Origin of the sequence: Aeromicrobium sp. A1-2 (assembly GCF_003443875.1) — a bacterium.
Taxonomy (GTDB): domain Bacteria; phylum Actinomycetota; class Actinomycetes; order Propionibacteriales; family Nocardioidaceae; genus Aeromicrobium.
This window is the reverse complement of record NZ_CP027482.1, coordinates 1,492,922-1,507,478: the sequence shown is the minus strand read 5'-3', so window position 1 is coordinate 1,507,478 and position 14,557 is coordinate 1,492,922. Positions and strand designations below refer to the sequence as shown.

General features: G+C 66.8%; 16 protein-coding genes. 9 read left to right on the top strand and 7 right to left on the bottom strand.

Annotated features, from left to right (window positions below; translation table 11 throughout):
* Window positions 1–160: 160 nt before the first annotated feature.
* A complete protein-coding gene (locus tag C6I20_RS07390) occupies window positions 161–859 on the bottom strand; it encodes an ABC transporter ATP-binding protein (protein ID WP_118395369.1) in 699 nt (232 codons plus the stop codon).
* On the bottom strand, window positions 856–1,920 hold the full coding sequence (locus tag C6I20_RS07385; protein ID WP_118395368.1) for an ABC transporter permease: 1,065 nt from the start codon (window positions 1,918–1,920) through the stop codon (window positions 856–858). The genes C6I20_RS07390 and C6I20_RS07385 overlap by 4 nt, the downstream gene beginning before the upstream one ends.
* 158 nt (window positions 1,921–2,078) lie before the next feature.
* Here C6I20_RS07385 and C6I20_RS07380 point away from each other — a divergent pair, with 158 nt between their 5' ends.
* The 3 genes from C6I20_RS07380 (at window position 2,079) to C6I20_RS07370 (ending at window position 4,826) form a co-directional block, all read left to right on the top strand.
* Complete coding sequence (locus C6I20_RS07380; protein WP_216823018.1) at window positions 2,079–3,227, top strand: sensor histidine kinase; 1,149 nt, start codon at window positions 2,079–2,081, stop codon at window positions 3,225–3,227.
* On the top strand, window positions 3,224–3,850 hold the full coding sequence (locus C6I20_RS07375) for a response regulator transcription factor (protein WP_118395367.1): 627 nt from the start codon (window positions 3,224–3,226) through the stop codon (window positions 3,848–3,850). Before C6I20_RS07380 ends, C6I20_RS07375 begins: the two co-directional genes overlap by 4 nt.
* Window positions 3,851–4,097: 247 nt before the next feature.
* A complete protein-coding gene (locus tag C6I20_RS07370; RefSeq protein ID WP_162891184.1) occupies window positions 4,098–4,826 on the top strand; it encodes a sulfite exporter TauE/SafE family protein in 729 nt (242 codons plus the stop codon).
* A gap of 66 nt (window positions 4,827–4,892) precedes the next feature.
* On the opposite strand, the gene C6I20_RS07365 is transcribed toward C6I20_RS07370, so the two are convergent.
* Window positions 4,893–5,498 carry a TetR/AcrR family transcriptional regulator gene (locus C6I20_RS07365; RefSeq protein ID WP_118395365.1) on the bottom strand — a complete coding sequence of 202 codons (606 nt, stop codon included), beginning with the start codon at window positions 5,496–5,498 and terminating at the stop codon, window positions 4,893–4,895.
* Window positions 5,499–5,628: 130 nt separating this feature from the next.
* Between C6I20_RS07365 and C6I20_RS07360 the strand changes: the two genes are divergently transcribed.
* Window positions 5,629–6,192, top strand: coding sequence for a carboxymuconolactone decarboxylase family protein (locus C6I20_RS07360; protein WP_118395364.1), 564 nt, complete (start codon window positions 5,629–5,631; stop codon window positions 6,190–6,192).
* 56 nt (window positions 6,193–6,248) lie between these two features.
* Window positions 6,249–7,505 (top strand): sodium:proton antiporter, encoded by a 1,257-nt coding sequence (locus C6I20_RS07355; protein WP_118395363.1) that lies wholly within the window; start codon window positions 6,249–6,251, stop codon window positions 7,503–7,505.
* A gap of 74 nt (window positions 7,506–7,579) precedes the next feature.
* Here the strand turns inward: C6I20_RS07355 and C6I20_RS07350 are convergent, their stop codons facing one another.
* Window positions 7,580–8,413 carry a hypothetical protein gene (locus tag C6I20_RS07350; RefSeq protein WP_118395362.1) on the bottom strand — a complete coding sequence of 278 codons (834 nt, stop codon included), beginning with the start codon at window positions 8,411–8,413 and terminating at the stop codon, window positions 7,580–7,582.
* 131 nt (window positions 8,414–8,544) lie between these two features.
* Between C6I20_RS07350 and C6I20_RS07345 the strand changes: the two genes are divergently transcribed.
* The 4 genes from C6I20_RS07345 (at window position 8,545) to C6I20_RS07330 (ending at window position 12,193) form a co-directional block, all read left to right on the top strand.
* Window positions 8,545–8,979 carry a winged helix-turn-helix domain-containing protein gene (locus C6I20_RS07345; protein ID WP_162891183.1) on the top strand — a complete coding sequence of 145 codons (435 nt, stop codon included), beginning with the start codon at window positions 8,545–8,547 and terminating at the stop codon, window positions 8,977–8,979.
* Between the two features lie 10 nt (window positions 8,980–8,989).
* On the top strand, window positions 8,990–9,283 hold the full coding sequence (locus tag C6I20_RS07340; protein WP_118395360.1) for a hypothetical protein: 294 nt from the start codon (window positions 8,990–8,992) through the stop codon (window positions 9,281–9,283).
* 105 nt (window positions 9,284–9,388) lie between these two features.
* Window positions 9,389–11,275: a lysophospholipid acyltransferase gene (locus C6I20_RS07335; protein ID WP_216823017.1), complete on the top strand. Its 1,887-nt coding sequence runs from the start codon at window positions 9,389–9,391 to the stop codon at window positions 11,273–11,275.
* Window positions 11,276–11,374: 99 nt separating this feature from the next.
* Entirely contained in the window at window positions 11,375–12,193 is an 819-nt protein-coding gene (locus C6I20_RS07330) for a mechanosensitive ion channel family protein (protein WP_162891182.1), read from the top strand.
* A gap of 6 nt (window positions 12,194–12,199) precedes the next feature.
* On the opposite strand, the gene C6I20_RS07325 is transcribed toward C6I20_RS07330, so the two are convergent.
* From C6I20_RS07325 to C6I20_RS07315, 3 genes are read right to left on the bottom strand one after another with little or no spacing between them, the layout of a single operon-like run.
* On the bottom strand, window positions 12,200–12,742 hold the full coding sequence (locus C6I20_RS07325; RefSeq protein ID WP_118395357.1) for a hypothetical protein: 543 nt from the start codon (window positions 12,740–12,742) through the stop codon (window positions 12,200–12,202).
* Between the two features lie 30 nt (window positions 12,743–12,772).
* A complete protein-coding gene (locus C6I20_RS07320) occupies window positions 12,773–13,522 on the bottom strand; it encodes a hypothetical protein (RefSeq protein ID WP_118395356.1) in 750 nt (249 codons plus the stop codon).
* The gene (locus C6I20_RS07315) at window positions 13,519–14,466 is read right to left on the bottom strand and encodes an ABC transporter ATP-binding protein (protein ID WP_118395355.1); all 948 of its coding nucleotides are present in this window, start codon (window positions 14,464–14,466) and stop codon (window positions 13,519–13,521) included. Before C6I20_RS07315 ends, C6I20_RS07320 begins: the two co-directional genes overlap by 4 nt.
* Between the last annotated feature and the right edge of the window lie 91 nt (window positions 14,467–14,557).

Below are 14,557 nucleotides of genomic sequence, written 5' to 3'. Positions count from 1 at the left end.
CTGAGCGACGGCACATGTGACCAAATGCGGCCATGTCCGCAGCGACGCGTTTAGGCTCGGCCGGCCGCTGACACCGCATTTCTGTCCGAGGCTGACACCGGGCCATAGCCCGTGATCCGATGAACACGTCGAGAAGTGGAAGCCCATGATGACGGCTGGGTCAGCGGAACTCTTGGCCCGTCCGGGGCTGGATGGAGAGGCGCCCGTCGATCATGATGTGCACGGCGTCCATCCGCAGCAGGTGCGACTGGTCATGGGTGACCAGCAGGGTTGCCGTCCCGCGCTCGACGGTGAGCTTGAGGATGAGGTCGATGATCTCGGCTCCGCGCTCCTGGTCGAGCGCGCTGGTCGGTTCGTCCACGATCAAGGCGCTGGGTTCGTTCATGAGGGCCCGGGCGATGTTGACGCGTTGCCGTTCGCCTCCGGACAACTGGTGGGGTCGCTTGCCCAGGTCGTGACCGAGACCCATCGACTCGAGCAGGGCTTCGGCTCGGGTCGCTGTTTCGCTACGGTCGCCGTGGCCCTGGCCCAGCTCCTTCATCACGAGGAGCTGATCGAGTGCGGTCAGCGACGGCAACAGGTTGGACTGTTGGAACACGATGCCGATCGTGGACCTGCGCAGCTCAGCAGTCTCCTTGCGATTCATCGCCGTCACGTCGATGCCGTCGATGCGCACGCTGCCCGAGTCGGGCGAGATCAGGGTCGAGGCGACTGCCAGCAGGCTGGACTTGCCCGAGCCGGAGGGGCCGGTGATTGCGGTGATGGTGCCGGGTTCGACGGTCAGCGAGGCGTGGTCGACCGCGGTGACGCGGCGGTCACCGTCGGGGAAGGTGAGGGTGACATCGGACAGCTCGATCATCGGTTGCTCCCGAGGGCGGAGAGGGGGTCGGCCTTGGTCACGGTGCGCAGGGCGAACGCTGCGCCAGCCAGTCCCAGGACGATCAGGATCGTGGCCGGCAGCAGGGTCGTCAGAGGGCTGAGCATGAACGGAAGGACTCGTCCGGCGAGGGCGCCTGCCGCGGCGGTCAGGGCGAACCCAAGGAGTACCCCGGTGGTCAGGACGAACAACGCCTGTCCGAGGGCATCGAGCACCAGCATGCGGTTGGAGGCGCCGAGTGCCTTGAGGATGGCGATGTCGTCCTTGCGCTGGATGGTCCACACCGTGAAGAACGCGCCGATCACCAGTGCGGAGATCCCGAACAGCATCACCACCATGGTCAACAGCGACCCTATCTCGGACCGGAACGCGCCGATGGCTGTCAGGGACCCGAACACGCCGGACGAAACGGTGCCGGGTGGCGCGGTGCCGGAGACAGCGTCGTCCGATGTCCCGTGCACGAGGAGCACGCTGGCGAACGCGTCGGGCTGGCCGGCTGCCTGGGCATGTGCCTGCCAGTCGGACAGGTTCATCCAGACGACGGGGGTGTGGCTGTACCAGTCGTCGCCTCCGATGGATGTGACCTGCAGCGACACGTCCCCGACGGTGACACGCTGGCCGACTGCCGCCCCGAGGCTCTTGGCGGCTGGGGTGGAGAGCGCCACGGTCCCCGGCTCGAGGTCGAGGTTGCGGTAGCGCGCTGAGACGCCGAAGAAGGCGACGCTTGCCGCCCGCGTGCCGGTGGCCTTCGCCTGCGAGATGCCGAGCGGCTGCACGTCGGTGACACCAGCCTGACCCGACCAGGTCTGCTCGTCCGCGGAGGTCACCGCGGAGTCGCCGTACGACTTCTGGTTGCCAGCGTCAGGTGCCGAGAACACGACACGGTCGGCGTCGAGGCCCGTGATCGCGGAGATGTTCTGTTGGGCGAGACCGCCGGTCAGCCCGCTGAGGAAACCGACCAGGACGGTGGTCAGGGTGACGACTGCTCCGATCAGGAGGAAGCGTCCGCGAGCGAAGCGAATGTCTCGCCAGGCAACAAACATGAAGATCCTTTGGTGGTGGATGGTCCGATGGGTCCACTGTGGCCCGATGCGGAGTCGAAACCATCGTTCGCGAGATCGACCCGTCGAGCCGCCCGATGGATGTCGGCCTCCACCTTTTGATGGATCCCCGGCACCCGCAGCACGGCTAGGGTCAAGACGTGACGCCAGTTCCGCTGCCCTCGGCCACGTTCACGGGCCTGCGCACGGGCCTGCACCTGCTGCTGGTGGGGTTGACCGTGCTGGCCGTCGTGCGGGTCTTCGTGGTCGACGAGGGCGACGCCTTCGCTGTGCTGGTCCTCGCGATCGTTTTCCTGATCACGTATGCGCTGGGTGGCTTGATGCTGCGGCGTGCCTCGGCCGAGTGGTGGCTGGTGCTGCTGACGCTCGAGTGGTTCGGGTTGGTCTGGCTCACCCCAGAGGCCGGCTACCTGGTCTTCCCGCTGTTCTTCCTCTACCTCCACGCGTTGTCCCCGAGGGTCGGTCCGGCGGCGGTGATCTGCTCGGCCATCCTCGCGGTGGTTGGCATCGGTGCGCACGACGGCTTCACCGTCGGCGGAGTTGTCGGGCCCATGATCGCCGCGTTCGTCGCGATCGCCATCGGCCTGGGCTACCGTGCGCTCTACATCGAGTCGAGGGAACGCCAGCGCCTGATCGACGAGCTCCTCGAGACGCAACGTCAGCTCACCTCCAGCGAGCACGACAAGGGAGTGCTCAGCGAACGGACCCGGCTTGCCGGCGAGATCCACGACACCGTGGCCCAAGGGCTGTCCAGCATCCAGATGCTTCTCCACGCCGCCGAGCGAGCCGATCCGACAGGACCCGGTATCGAGCACATCCGCCTCGCTCGCGGGACCGCGGCCGACAACCTGGCAGAGGCGCGCAGGTTCGTCCGCGAGCTCACCCCACCAACCCTGGCTGACTCCGGCCTGACCGCCGCACTGCGCCGGTTGAGCAGCACCCACCTTCAGGTGGCGGTCAGCACTCATGGAACGGTCCGCACCCTGCCGATGCCGATCGCGACCGCCCTCCTGCGGATCGCCCAGGGCGCGATCGCCAACGTCGACAAGCACGCCGGCACCGACATCGCGACGATCTCCCTGGTCTTCGTCGGGGAGGGCGTACGCATGGAGGTCAGCGATCACGGCGTGGGCTTCGATCCCGCCACGATCCAGGACGAAGCGGCCGAGGACTCCTTCGGCTTCGCGGTGATGCGCCGGCGAATGCGCGACCTGGACGGCACCTTGACCGTGGAGTCCGCCGTCGGCGAAGGCGTCCGGGTCATCGCGACGATCGAGCAGATCGCATGATCAGGCTGATCCTGTGTGACGACCACCCCGTCGTACGAGCGGGGCTCCGCGCCGTCCTGACCGTCGAGGCCGACATCCAGGTGGTTGGCGAGGCGACCTCGGCCGAGGAGGCCATCCGAGTCGTTGGATCCACCCGGTCCGACCTGGTGCTGATGGACCTGCAGTTCGGCGGCAGGCTCGACGGTGCCGAGGCGACCCGGCAGATCCTCGCCGCCGACAACGCACCCCATGTGCTGATCCTGACCAACTACGACACTGACGCCGACATCCTCGGCGCGGTCGAGGCCGGCGCCTCGGGGTACCTCCTCAAGGACGCACCGCCGGACGAGCTCCTGGCTGCGGTCCGTGCGGCGGCCGCGGGCCAGAGCGCCCTCGCTCCTGCCATCACGTCCCGCCTCCTGCAACGCGTACGCACCCCATCCATCAGCCTGAGCGCCCGCGAGCTCGAGGTGTTGACCCTGGTCGCCGACGGCAAGTCCAATGCCGAGGTCGCCGCCGAACTGTTCCTCGGAGAGACCACCGTCAAGACCCACCTCGTGCACATATTCGAGAAGCTCGGTGTCGGCTCACGTACAGCCGCCGTCAACGCCGCCAGACAGACCGGATTGCTGCGCACCAGCTGACGGTGAGGCGCTCAAGAGTTCAGCAGCGCAATGCTGGCGATGGGAGACGCCACCACCGGGTTCCCTTGCGTCCTGACCAACATGGCCTGACAGGCGCGCGATGGCGATCTGCGCAGTCCGCCACGTGCCAGCCTCGCACCGTACGGTTGAGGGGCAGCAAGCGAACACCTCTGGCTGCGTTCACGATGACCCGCACCGACGACTTGGAGGTCTAGCTTGTCAAGACTGTCGAGGCGGAGACAGGCTCATGACTGAGGTCGAGTTGGTGGCCGCGGGACTCATCTTCGTCTTGGCGGCCTTCGCGCAGGCGACGACCGGATTCGGCTTTGCCTTGGTCGCAATCCCGTTGTTGGTCCTCTTCATCGAACCCGAGCAGGCCATCGTCACGGTCACAGCGGCCGGGGCGGCACTGACCGGGGGGGCAGCGTTGCGCCACCGCGCTGACGTCAAGAGGAAAGTCGCCTTCCGTTACATCTGGACGGGGCTGCTGGGCATTCCGTTCGGTCTGGTGGTTCTGCTCGCGGTCAACGAGTCGGTCCTGACCGGTCTCATTGGCGTCGTCGTGCTGGCTGCGGTGCTGGCGATGCTGCTCCGCTTCCGGGCATCGGGGCCGCAGTGGCAGTTTGGGGCCGGCGTGCTGGGAGGTGCGCTGCTCAGTTCCACGGGCATGAACGGACCACCGATCGTGATCGGTCTCGACGGGCTGAGGCTCTCGTCAAAGCAGTTTCGCGCGACGACGCAGGTCATCTTCGTCGTCCAGGACATTGCGGCCCTGTTGTTCTTCGCGCTCGCCGGTCTCGTGACCGGTCAGACCCTCGCGCTCTGGGTAGTCTCGCTCGTGGCCCTCCCGATCGGCTGGTCCTTGGGTGGGTTGGTTTTCGATCGGCTCAACCCTGTCCGCTTCCGCGCCGGGATGCTGGCCATGCTCACGGCCTCGGCTTGCGTCGCACTCGGGTCCGCGCTGACGAACCACTAGGTTGACTGGCCGGCAGGTTTCCGAACGAGCGGCTCGCGCTCGTGGCGTGAACCGCTGTCGCAGGCGTCACCAGGTGTCGATGGTGACGTGCATGGCGTGGAGGTACTGGTGGATCTCGTCGGCGCGGGCGTCTGACCGCATGATCACCTGGAGTCCCAGCAGGTAGGCCGTGAAGAGGTCTGTCCGGGCCTGCGTGAGCTCCGTGTCAGCACTGCCCTCGGGTACGGCGCGGGCGACGAGCGTGGCGATCTGTTCGCGCATCTGTTGACGGTAGTCGGCGGCGAAGTCGTAGTCGGGCAGCTTCCCGTGCAGTTCGTTCGAGGCCATGACCATCAGGCACCCATTGCGCCCGTGCGGTGAAGTGGCGTCGAGCTCGAATCCATCGAGGAATCGGTGGATCCCCGCGACCCCCGGGCCGGACTGTTCGATCAGCGCAGCGAACATCGCGATGCGTTCGGCCAGGTAGCGCCGAAGGACGATCGCGAAGAGCTCTTCCTTGGTGCCGAAGATGCGGTAGAGGCTGGGCTTGTGGACACCGCTGGCCTGGACGATGTCCGCCATCGATGTCTGGCCGTAGCCCTGGCGCCAGAACAGTCCAGTCAGCTCAGCGAGCACTGCTTCCTCGTCGAACAGTCTCGGCCGGCCGATAGTCGCCTTTTCGCTGGTGTGCATGGGTAGATGATACGCCGCCCACCGGCGTTTGCAACCATGCGGTAGCAAAGTGTGGAGCCATAAAGTACCGTCTGGTACTGAACGGATTCTCGAGGTTGAAACGTCCATCCACAACGAACTGGAGCCCCGAATGATTGACTTCCCGCTGCATGACGAGACCACCGCTCCCGAGGGCAGCAAGGCGTTGCTCGCCAAGTCCAAGAAGCAGAACGGGATGATCCCCGGGCTGCACGCCACCATGGCCGAGGCTCCCGGGCTGCTCGAGGGCTACCAGGTCGTGGGTCAGCTCTTCCTGGACTCGAGCTTCGACAAGGACGAGCTCACGGTGGTCTGGCAGTCGGTAAATGTCGAACACGCGTGCCACTACTGCGTACCGGCCCACACCGCCATCGCCAAGGGCATGAAGGTGGACGACTCGATCACCGATGCGTTGCGCAATGGCACGCCTCTGCCCGATGACCGTCTGGAGGCCCTTCGCGCCTTCACCCTGGCCATGGTCCGCGAGCGGGGCGGGGTCGACGACCTTGCAGTGCAGTCCTTCCTGGACGCCGGCTTCACCAAGCGCCAGGTGCTCGAGGTCGTCCTCGGCGTCTCGCAAAAGGTAATGTCGAACTACACCAACCACCTCGCCCGCACGCCGATCGACGCACCGTTCCGCAAGTTCGAGTGGGATCCGGTGGCTGCCGCGGTCTGACCCGGGCGGGCTGGCAGCCGGGGGAGACGGGCCAACTGGTCGTGCCACGATGAATCATGGTCGAACTCCTGGTCGTCGCACTATCCCTGTTCGTGTTTGCGATGTTCTCGCAACGGTTCTCGCTGTCGCCGGTGACGGCACCGATGGTCTTCGCGGCTGTCGGCCTCCTGATGGGGACGGTGGGCGTGGACTTGTTCGACCTGACCCTGGACCGCGAGGTCGTCTCGGTGCTGGTCGAGGGCACGCTGGTGCTGGTGCTGTTCACCGATGCCGCGCGCATCGACCTGCGGGCCCTGCGGACCGAAGCGGCTCTCCCGAGCAGGTTGCTCGGGATCGGGCTTCCGCTGACGATCATCGCCGGTGCGGCGCTGGCTGCGGTGCTCTTCCGCGAGCTGACGTTGGTCGAGGCGGGCCTGGTCGCAGCGGTCCTGGCCCCCACCGACGCAGCCCTCGGGCAGGCCGTGGTCAGCGACAGGCGACTCCCCGTCAGGATCAGGCAGACCCTCAACGTGGAGAGCGGTCTGAACGACGGAATCATGGTCCCGGTCGTCACGGTCCTGCTGGCGCTCTCGGTGGCCGAGGCCGGCTCCACCGGCACGGAGGCCTGGGGTGAGTTCGTTGCCCGCCAGCTGGGCTTCGGCCTGACGATCGGGGTGCTTGCCGGTGCCGGGGGTGGGTGGCTGCTGCATCGCCGCGCTTCCTCCGACGCAGTGGAGGGCACCTACCGGCAGCTGGCGGCACTGTCCGTGGCGGTCGGAGCCTTCGCCGGCGCCGAGGTGCTCGGCGGCAACGGCTTCATCGCTGCCTTCGTGGCTGGCCTTGCCTTCGCTCGGGTCGCGGCTGCCGAGTGCGCAAACGTCCGTGACTTCACCGAGGACGAGGGAGAACTGCTGACGGCGCTGACGTTCCTGATCTTCGGCGCGGCGCTGGCCGCTCCCCGCCTCGGCCACCTGACCTGGCAGATCGGCCTGTACGCCGTGGCTTCGCTGACCGTGGTGCGGGTCGTCCCGGTGCTGATCGCGCTCGCCCGGTCGGGGACCCTGCTGGAGACCCGGCTCTTCGTGGGCTGGTTCGGACCCCGTGGACTGGCCTCAATCCTGTTCGCCCTGCTCGTCTCCCAGGAGCTCGAGGGGGGTGGGGCGGAGACGATCCTCGACATCGCCGTCTGGACCGTGCTCCTCAGCATCTTCGCCCACGGCCTGACCGCCAGCTGGTGGGCGGGGCGGCTCGGCAACCGGATCGCGCTCAGGCACGATGCCGTGGCCGAGAACCGCTCGGTGCCCGAGCTGCCCACCCGTCGCGACCTGTCTTGATGTTAGGGGCAGGCAATGCAGAAGGGCTGGAACGCGTCGGCGTTCCAGCCCTTCTGTCCGTCGATGACGAGAGATCAGTTGCGAGTCATCGTGAAGTTGCCGGACTTGACGTGCGTGCCGATGCGCTGGGTGTAGCGCCCCGTGATCGAGTTAGAGGCCGCGTTCATCTGTGCGCTCGTGAACGAGTAGGTGCCCTTGTTGCCCGCCGACGCCTGGAGATTCGTGCTGTGACGCTTGGCGTCGAAGGACCCGGTCATGGTCACCGTGGTCTCGAGCTGGTACACGAACTGCGACCCCGAGACGCCGCCCTTGTTGACGGTGAACCTCAGGTTGTAACTGCCGCTGTCGGCGTTCTGGTCCGGCTCGCCGGTCGTCGGGTCCGGGTCGGGGCGCAGTCGCAGGACCCACTCGTGGTTGGGGACCGACGGCAGCGAGTCGGTGCTCGTCGTGGGGGTGGTGGTCGTGGTCGTCGTCGGGGTTGCGACAGCGGTCGGAGCGACGGGCTTGCCGGCCACGGCAACGGGTGCAGGTGCGACCGGCTTGGCTCCCGGCTCGGGATCGGCACTCGCTGGAACGACGAAGGGCGGTCGGTCCAGATCGGGCATCGTCGAGATGTCCTGGGAGTAGCAGATGCCGGTCGCGTCGTAGAACAGCTCGGCCTCGAAGCACTTCTCCTGCGCCTTGAGCGCTTCCTCGGAGGTGGCGGTGACGGGTGTGACCGTGGCGTCGGCCTTGGTGCTCTGGCAGAACGTCAGAAACACCGCCACGGTGATCGCGAGGAGCACTGCGATCAAGATCTTGATCAGCCCACTGAAGCTGAAGGTGACCGACTTCTTCTCCGGTGGCTCGGGCGTGCCCCCACCGGTGGGGGAGAGTTGGCTCGTATCTGGGCTGTTCTGTTCGCTCATCGCGCTCCTATTTCATGGCGTGCGGGGCGCACGCTCCGCGCGCACCCTAGTTGAGTCGACGGCCGCTGTCAGGGCTTCGGGTCGGGCATGGACAGGTGATCTGACCTGCGGAAACTCGTCAGCGGTCGGACGTGGACGCGGTGGAAATCACGACTGGCTGTCGCAGACCCGTGCCGCGCCCGATCCTTGACCAAACATTCACTGATTGGTTAACTATTGGTATGCATCAAAGTGAATTGGACGGCGTGATCTTCGCGCTGGCGAACAGCCATCGGCGCGAGATGGTGCGAGTGCTCGGCCTCCAACCCTGCACGATCAGTCAGCTCGCGAAGATGAGGGACCTGTCGTTGCCGGCCATGCACAAGCATGTTGCCGTGCTTGAGCAGTCAGGGTTGGTCTCGCGACGCAAGGTCGGCCGCACCAACACCCTCACGCTGGATGCGAGCGGTCTTCGCGGTCTGCAGGACTGGCTGGGCCAGTTTCACACCTGGTGGGGCGCCGACGGCGCGTCGCTGGAGAACTATCAGCTCCATCTCGACTCAACCGGGCCGGGCACTCCTCAATGAAGGATCGATCATGAAGAAGTTCCTGCTGTTGCACCAAGGGTTCGAGACGCCGACCCCCGAGATCGGTGCTGGTTGGATGGCGTGGTTCGAGAAGATCGCACCCCACACCGTCGACATGGGCAATCCGTTCGTGGCCGGACGCGAGATCGGCAAGGACGGCGCGAGCACCGAGCTCGACTACTCGGGGGTGCCGATGACCGGCTACACGATCGTCAACGCCGAGAACATGGACGCTGCGCAGGCACTGCTCGACGGTCTTCCCATGATCCACAGCACGCGCATCTACGAGCTCGGCAAGATGTAGGTCGGCCACCGGGCGTCCCGGCCGGCTCAGATGTCGCCGGACCGCTGCCGTGCGCTGACCGCCAAAGTGCTTGACGTGCGGCGGTGGGCGCCCGAGACTCCGATGGTGAACCCCGATCCTCGTCCACACTCGCCCGTCGGCCGCGCGCTGAATCGCGCACGGCCCAAACAGCTGCTGCAGGCCGCGGGGATCCTGCCCGGTGACGGCGAACCGCTTCCCACCGATCCGCGTGAAGTCGTGCAGGTCCTGGACGACCCGCTGTTCGCCGACAAGGTCACCGAGGTCGCGTCGAGCATCGGCCAGGATCCCGCGGCTGCCCGGGTCGAGGCAGCAGCCAACCTGCGGGAGATGTCGGCCATCCACACCGAGCGCACCGGAGCGGCCTTTCGCAAGTTCTTGCACTGGATGGGTCGTGCCCACGATGTCTACATCGATGAGGACTCCGTGGCCCGGCTGAGGGCGCTCGACAGCCAGCACTCCTTGCTGTTCGTGTTCTCCCACCGTTCCTACCTCGATGGAATGCTCGTGCCCGAGGTCGTGGGGTCTCGACGCATCACCACGCCGTACCTGTTCGGGGGAGCGAACCTGAACTTCTTCCCGGCCGGGCAGCTGGCCAGCAGGTCCGGGATCATCTTCATCCGTCGCAACACAGGCGAGATCCCGATCTATCGGCTGGCGCTTCGTTCGTACATCTCAAGGTTGCTGGCCAATCGCGCCAATCTGGCGTGGTCGATCGAAGGTGGCCGAACCCGCACCGGCAAGCTCCGTCCGCCGACCTACGGCATCCTGCGCTACGTCGCGGACGCGGTCGATCAGCGGGAGGACACCGACGCGCTGATCGTGCCGGTCTCGATCGTGTACGACCAGCTCCACGAGGTCGCCATGATGACCAAGGAGGCACGCGGCGGCGCCAAGAATCCGGAGAATCTCCGCTGGATGTACAAGTTCGCCCGTGAGCAGAAGAACCGTCTCGGCCGCGCGTACGTCGACTTCGGCGAGCCGATCTCACTGCGGAAGCGGATGGGCGAGCTCGAGGCGGACGAGGCATCGGCGCCCTACGCGATCGAAAGGCTTGCCCTGGAGACGTGCCACCGGATCAACCGCGCCACCCCCGTGACAGCGACGGCTGTAGTCAGTATGGCCATCCTGGGTGAAGATCGCGCGCTCTCCCTCACCCAGGTCGAGGAGACGGTGGCGCCGCTGGCTGGGTACCTGCAGGAGCGGGGCTGGCGAGTGGCTGGTGGGTTCAACCTGACCGATCGCGCGACCTTGCGGCGCACACTGGAAGAGCTGGTCACCTCCGGTGTGCTCACGGCTTTCGACGGCGGCACCGAGACGGTGTGGAGCATCGCGCCGGATCGACACCTCGTCGCGGCGTTCTATCGCAACACCGCGATCCACGCTCTGGTCGATCGTGCCATCGGTGAGCTTGCGCTGCTGGCAGCCCTGGAGTCCGACGGTGATGACACCGCCGCCGTCGCGGAGGCGGAGGCGCTGCGGTTGCGAGAACTGCTCAAGTTCGACTTCTTCTTCTCCGGCCGTCACGAGTTCGGGTCCGACATCGATGCTGAGCTGGCGGGTCTGGGCAGCGCCGACCGGAGCCGTGGGACGAGGGACACAGATGAGCTCAGGGGTCACATCGCCGCGGCGCGCCCGCACGTGGCTCATCTGGTCCTGAGGCCGTATCTCGACGCGTATCACGTCGTCGCCGATCGGCTCGCGGCTCTCGACCTGCCGTATGACGAGAAGGTCTTCCTCGACGACTGCGTGCAGGTCGGCAAGCAGTGGATGTTGCAGGGACGGATCGCCAACGACGAGTCGGTGTCGCTCGAGCTGTTCAAGACTGCCCTGCGTCTGGCGGACCACCGCGGCCTGCTCGACTCGACCAGCCCTGAGATCGAGCAGCGCCGCAAGGATTTTGCCGACGAGGTCGCCGTCACGACCGCGCGAACCGAGACGATCGCCGCGTTCCACCGGGCGAGCCGTTCCTGACCGGAACCGATCGCAGTCGGTCCCGGACGACGATGCCCTGAAGGGGGCCGACGCCGGAACCGGCTCGGCATGACCTGGGTGGTCGGGCAGACTGGACAGATGGACGACGTCGCTGGAACTGGCATCTCGTTGACGCAGATCGTCACCGCGCTGGTCGTGCTCGCGGTTGGCATCGGGCTCGCGCTGGCCGTGCATCGCCTGGTGGTCCGCAGGTTTCGCGGCTCCGACTCGTCGCCGGGCGCTGCCCGCCTCATCGCCCGGCTGATCCAGCTGGTGATCATCGCGGCCGCGTTGATCTATGTGCTGAACACGCTCGGCGTGCGAATCACGCCGCTGCTGGGCGCCCTCGGCATCGGTGGCATCGCTCTCGCGCTGGCGGTGCAGTCGATGCTCTCCAACGCCGTGGCGTCGGTGCTGCTGCAGGTGCGTCGACCGTTCAGGATCGGTGACCAGATCGTCACGAACGACATCGCCGGCAAGGTGCTCGACATCGATCTGCGCACTGTGCGACTGCTGACCTTCGATGGCAACGACATGCTCGTCCCGGCCGCGATGGTGCTGGACGCACCCATCACCAACTGGACGAGACGCGCCACCCGGCGTACCCAGCTCGACGTCGGTGTCGACTATGCCACCGATCTCGAGCTGGCCTGCCGCACGATCCTCGAGGCGATGAACTCCGTTCCCGGCGTGCAGACCGAGCCTGCGCCGGAAGCCTGGGTCTTCGAGTTCGGGGACAGCACGATCAACATCGCGGCGCGGTTCTGGCACGAGGCACCGGTGGCCACGATGTGGCAGGTGCGCAGCGAGGTGGCCGTCGGGATCAAGGCCGCGCTGGACGCCGAGGGCATCGAGATCGCCTTCCCCCAGCGCGTCCTGCACATCGTCCCGCCCGACTCGGAGAAGCAGGGCTCCTAGCTGAGCTCACCAGACTCCTCCGGGACGTCGCTGGACCGGGGGGAGCTCGGACGGCGCCTGCCGGTTCGCGACGACCACACCAGCGGACCAGCCGGGTGTCCGACCCCCGGCCGGTGGGGTGATGTCGTCCACGGCATGACCGCTCTGCGTCAGGAGCCACGCGGTGAGGGAGTTGGAGTTCCACATGTCACCCGCGCCGAACTCGTCGCGGCCCCAGGTGGCGGCCGGGAAGGTGGCGGCGAGATCGAGCACCCGCTGCGCGCGCTCACCGTCGTTGCTCAGGCGGCGCGGACTGTCTACGGCGAGCTCGACGTCGGGAATGACGCCAATCCTGTCGAGGTGTATCTCGTAGCGGAAAGCACGGAACCGACCCAGCGCGCGGGAACCCACAGGCCCACCTGCCACGACCGCGCCGGTGTCGTGGGCTCCGCCCCACGCAGGCGTCATCTCGATCACGTAGCGGTTGCCGTCGACCGTGACCTCCAAGGCTGAGTGGTGGTCGACGGACGAAGGGACCGCCCCCGTGACGTCGACCCTGACGGTCTTCACGGATGCTCCGCGAGGCTCATCGGTGGGGGCTCATGCGACATCTCGCCGTTGGATCGCTACAAGACCGGCGGCAGCGGGGACGAGGCCCCAGGCGGCGACGGCCAGCAGGGCGGCCCACAGGCTGGTACCGGAACCCACCCCGGAGATGACCGCATACAGGGATTGAGGGATCCAGGATGCGGCTTCGGGAATGAGTTGAACGGCCAACGGAGGAATCACGAAGAGTGCCAGGACCGCGGTGGTGACTGCGCCGCCGGTGTTGCGGATGAGTGCTCCGAGCCCGGCCCCCAAGGTGGCACCGATCGCCCCTGCGAGCGCGGTGGCTGCGAAGATCCGGACGAGATCGCTGGCCGGGACGAGGAAGCCGTAGTCGGTGCTTGGCAGCGCCAGGGCGATTCCGAGCACGACCAGGGCCTGTCCGACGACCGCCAGGCAGGCGCCACCCAGCAGCACAGCGATGATCTGCGCGAGAGCGGCACGTGCGCGGTTCGGGGAGGTCAGGAACATCGGGATGGCGGTGTGGTGTCCGTATTCCCGGGCCACGGCTATGGCGCCGAAAAGGCTGGTGCCAATCATGGCGTTGGACGCGAAGGCCATCAGGGATCCTTGGTCCGCGGCTGTGGCAACAAACGCCTTGCTGCCGTCCATGTCGGTGGCGAAGGCAACGATCGCAGCGTCCAGCCCCGCAATGACGACCAGGAAGGCCAGGAATCCCGCCGGCAGATTCGTGCTGGTGAGCTTGCGGATCTCGGCGCGGACAAGCCGGAGAACTCTCGTCACAGCCGTCGCGCCTGCCCCTCGGGCTCGGTCGCGATCGAAGCGTCGGCGGCACCGGCACCGGCGTCCGGCTCGATGCTCGTCCAGTCCAGGAAGAGCTCCTCCAAGGAACCCGCCTGCGGACTGAGCTCGTGCAGGGCGATGCCTGCGGCGCAGGCGCGATCCCCGATTTCGGCGATCCCCATGTCGCGGACGACGAGCTCACCCTCGGTGCCGACGTGAACTGCGGCGCCTGCCGCGGTGAGCAGCTGGCTCAGCCGCTGACCTGCGTCCGTACGGACAGAGGTGCCGGCCGACTGAAGCGCGGCGAGAGTCCCGGTGGTGACCAGCTGCCCGTGGCTCAGGACCACGATCTCGTCGGCCATGTGCTCCACCTCAGCCAGGATGTGGCTCGACACGAATACCGTGCCTCCACCGGAGGCCCGCTCCCGCAGCAGGTCGCGGAGCCATCGGATGCCCTGGGGGTCCAGACCGTTGCCGGGCTCGTCGAGGACCAGCACAGGGGGGTCTCCGAGGAGGGCCGCGGCCAACCCGAGGCGCTGCCGCATCCCCAGTGAGTAGCCACCCACGTGGCGGTCTGCTGCGTGGGTCAGACCCACGGACTCCAGCATCTCCTCGACGCGTGTGGTGTCAATGCCTGCACCGTCAGCGATGACGCGCAGGTGGTTGCGCCCGCTGCGCCCGGGGTGGAAGGCGTTGGGCTCGAGCACGACCCCGACGGTGCGTGCCGGGTCGGCCATCTCGCGGTAACGCAATCCGCCGATCGTGGCGTGACCGTGATTCGCCCGGGCAAGATCGAGCAGGATCTTCATGACTGTTGACTTCCCGGCACCGTTTGGCCCGAGGAACCCTGTGACTCGTCCGGGCTCCACGGTGAAGGTCAGGTCGTCGACGACGACGTCCTTGCCGTAGCGCTTGGTGACGTTCTCGAACTCAAGGGCGTACATGGACGTTATTCCTCTCGAAGATCACGCTGGGCTTCTTCATCACACCGGATGACGTGCACCTGGGTCAGTGCCGGACCGCCCTGCTCAGGGG

What these genes read in the sequence shown, in the direction of transcription:
- C6I20_RS07370 (WP_162891184.1), top strand. Translation starts at nt 4,098, where the DNA reads ATGACTGAGGTCGAGTTGGTGGCCGCGGGACTCATCTTCGTCTTGGCG.
- C6I20_RS07385 (WP_118395368.1), bottom strand. Translation starts at nt 1,920, where the DNA reads ATGTTTGTTGCCTGGCGAGACATTCGCTTCGCTCGCGGACGCTTCCTC.
- C6I20_RS07355 (WP_118395363.1), top strand. Translation starts at nt 6,249, where the DNA reads ATGGTCGAACTCCTGGTCGTCGCACTATCCCTGTTCGTGTTTGCGATG.
- C6I20_RS07340 (WP_118395360.1), top strand. Translation starts at nt 8,990, where the DNA reads ATGAAGAAGTTCCTGCTGTTGCACCAAGGGTTCGAGACGCCGACCCCC.
- C6I20_RS07360 (WP_118395364.1), top strand. Translation starts at nt 5,629, where the DNA reads ATGATTGACTTCCCGCTGCATGACGAGACCACCGCTCCCGAGGGCAGC.
- C6I20_RS07390 (WP_118395369.1), bottom strand. Translation starts at nt 859, where the DNA reads ATGATCGAGCTGTCCGATGTCACCCTCACCTTCCCCGACGGTGACCGC.
- C6I20_RS07315 (WP_118395355.1), bottom strand. Translation starts at nt 14,466, where the DNA reads ATGTACGCCCTTGAGTTCGAGAACGTCACCAAGCGCTACGGCAAGGAC.
- C6I20_RS07375 (WP_118395367.1), top strand. Translation starts at nt 3,224, where the DNA reads ATGATCAGGCTGATCCTGTGTGACGACCACCCCGTCGTACGAGCGGGG.
- C6I20_RS07350 (WP_118395362.1), bottom strand. Translation starts at nt 8,413, where the DNA reads ATGAGCGAACAGAACAGCCCAGATACGAGCCAACTCTCCCCCACCGGT.
- C6I20_RS07330 (WP_162891182.1), top strand. Translation starts at nt 11,375, where the DNA reads ATGGACGACGTCGCTGGAACTGGCATCTCGTTGACGCAGATCGTCACC.
- C6I20_RS07365 (WP_118395365.1), bottom strand. Translation starts at nt 5,498, where the DNA reads ATGCACACCAGCGAAAAGGCGACTATCGGCCGGCCGAGACTGTTCGAC.